The sequence below is a fragment of the Microcystis sp. M49636_WE2 genome, from assembly GCF_030065375.1.
Classification (GTDB): domain Bacteria; phylum Cyanobacteriota; class Cyanobacteriia; order Cyanobacteriales; family Microcystaceae; genus Microcystis; species Microcystis aeruginosa_C.
In genome coordinates this window covers 1-2,514 of sequence record NZ_JASJFG010000846.1, presented here as the reverse complement: position 1 = coordinate 2,514, position 2,514 = coordinate 1, and the positions used below count along the sequence as shown (strand labels likewise).

2 protein-coding genes are annotated in these 2,514 nt (G+C 47.0%); one reads left to right on the top strand and one right to left on the bottom strand.

The genetic code is table 11. From position 1 onward, the window contains the following. Positions 1-1,716: RelA/SpoT family protein (locus PX484_RS19400; protein WP_288105181.1), on the bottom strand; the 1,716-nt coding region annotated here is incomplete at its 3' end. Positions 1,717-1,942: 226 nt separating this feature from the next. Here PX484_RS19400 and patD point away from each other — a divergent pair. Continuing rightward, positions 1,943-2,299, top strand: a complete 357-nt coding sequence (gene patD, locus PX484_RS19395) for a heterocyst frequency control protein PatD (protein ID WP_004267970.1) — start codon at positions 1,943-1,945, stop codon at positions 2,297-2,299. Positions 2,300-2,514 lie beyond the last annotated feature (215 nt).

Sequence of the window (2,514 nt, the reverse complement as noted above, 5' to 3'; positions counted from 1 at the left end):
TTGCAGACGATTAACCACATTTTTTAGGGTAACTTCGCCGTAACCTAAGGCCGCCAATAAATCATCTACTGCCACATAATTGCACTGTTTAGCCACCGATTGCATTCGTTCCGATTTCAGCAGGGCATCGAAGCCAGTTTTACCCAATTCTTTCTCTAATAAATCACGACCCCGGCTAATATTTTCTTCTCGGCGCGATTTTTTGTACCATTGCCGGATGCGATTTCTGGCGCTAGGAGTAACGACAAAATTTAACCAATCTAAACTAGGGTGACTATGCTTGCTGGTGAGAATTTCCACCAGATCACCATTTTGCAAGGGAGCATCAAGAACTGACCATTTACCATTAATTCTTGCCCCTTTCATCTGATTACCTACTTCGCTATGAATATGATAGGCAAAATCTACCGGTGTCGCACCTTGGGCCAGAGCCACCACATCACCTTTGGGGGTGAAAACATAGATATCTTCTTCAAAGAAATTATTTTTCAGGCCATCCATGTATTCTTGGCCATCTTTAAGGTCTTTTTGCCAGTCGAGCAGATTACGCAGCCAAGCAAATTTTTCATCCTCAGCGGTTAAAGTTGTGTGACTAGAACCGGTTTCTTTATACTTCCAATGGGCTGCAATCCCGTATTCAGCAACATGGTGCATTTCTAGGGTGCGAATCTGCACTTCTAGGGGACGGGCATTTAAACCAACAACGGTGGTATGGAGGGATTGATAACGGTTAGCTTTTGGTAAACCGATATAGTCTTTAAAACGGTTGGGAATCGGGGTAAATTGGTCGTGAACTACGGCTAAACAACGATAACATTCCTCTTTAGTTTCGACGATAATGCGGACGGCGGCTATATCATAAATCTGCTCGAATTCTTTGCCTTGATTGTGCATTTTATGATAAATGCCGTAGAGATGTTTGGGGCGACCCTGTAAATCAAGAACTTTTATGCCAATTTCTTGCAATTTTTCCCGCAATGTGTTGGTGACGGTTTCGATGCGGGCCTCTCGATCGATACGTTTTTCCGATACCAATAACTGCACGGCGCGATAAGCATCGGGTTCGAGGTATTTAAAGCATAAATCCTCTAATTCCCATTTAAATCGCCCAATCCCTAAACGGTTAGCCAGAGGAGCAAAGATTTCTCTAGTTTCGAGGGCGATGCGTTGCTGCTGTTGCGGGTTGAGGTGTTCGAGGGTTTGCATATTGTGCAGGCGATCGGCTAATTTGACCACGATGACGCGGATATCTTGAGCCATCGCCAGGAACATTCGGCGAAAATTCTCAGCCTGCCGTTCAGTTTTGCTAGAAAAGTTGAATTTGGAGAGTTTTGTCACCGCTTCCACCAAATTACGCACCTCAACACCGAATCTAGCCTCGATTTCTTCGGGGGTGACTTCCGTATCTTCCACCACATCGTGAAGGAATCCCGCCGCGATCATTGCCCCATCACCCCCCAGATCCCGCAGTAATCCCGCTACAGCTATGGGATGGGCGATATAGGGTTCCCCAGATTTGCGATACTGGCCCTCGTGGAGTTTGTGGGCGAAATTAAAGGCCCGACAGATTAAATCGCTATCGGGATTCTGGGGGTCGTTTTCGTAGGTAATTAGGCATTCTTTCAGCCAATCGGGTAAAACTAACGCTTTTTTCGGTTCCGTGGCCCGGGGAAGGGCGGTGAGGGTTTCTGGTTGGATGGCAGTGATGGCGTTCATGGTTAGATCGGGGGGATAATAGGGGGGGGAGGAGACGGATAACTAGAAAACTATTAGGCCGAAGGGATGGCAGATTACTTAACTCTCTAACACTGGCATCGGATCGATCGGCGAAAAGGACGCGATTCTTTTAAGTTTTTGTCTCTGGTCGGGAGGAGAGAGGACTTGCAACCGTGACGGCAAATCGTTAATCTTATGTAACAAATTCTAACGCGCTTTGTATTGGATGCTACCGACAAATTACCATCAAGCCTACAAATCTTTGTTAAGAAAACTGGAGGATTTCAGTCTTGCCCTCCTAGATGGGGATGCTTCCACGGGGTTACAATCTTTTCAAGCTTTACAAACCTGTCTAGAGGGGGAGATATTGTCACTAAATGATGACAATTTCAGCCCAGAGGTGGCTAATCGTTGGCGCACGGTCCAGACGGAACTATATCGATCCTGGCGATTGCTGGAGACGGATTGGTTATTTTTGGCCTCGGCCCGGCAAGGACGGGAGAAGCGTTTACAGATAATTAGCGAGCGAGTGGCGACTTTAAAGGGGTATTGTCAGGTTTTGTTAGGGGCAGTTGTCGATTAGTGATTAAATACTCGATCGCCGTTTGTGTGGCATACTTGACCCTAAGTAGGTAGGCGTTAAAAATTATCAGATGCCCCCCCTTATCAAGGGGGATCCCCCCGCCTATCGGCACCCCCCTTATCAAGGGGGGCAGGGGGGATCGGCACCCCCCTTATCAAGGGGGGCAGGGGGGATCAGAGGCAAAATCTATCTTCGATTTAATTATAACTACTTAC

What these genes read in the sequence shown, in the direction of transcription:
- patD (WP_004267970.1), top strand. Translation starts at nt 1,943, where the DNA reads ATGCTACCGACAAATTACCATCAAGCCTACAAATCTTTGTTAAGAAAA.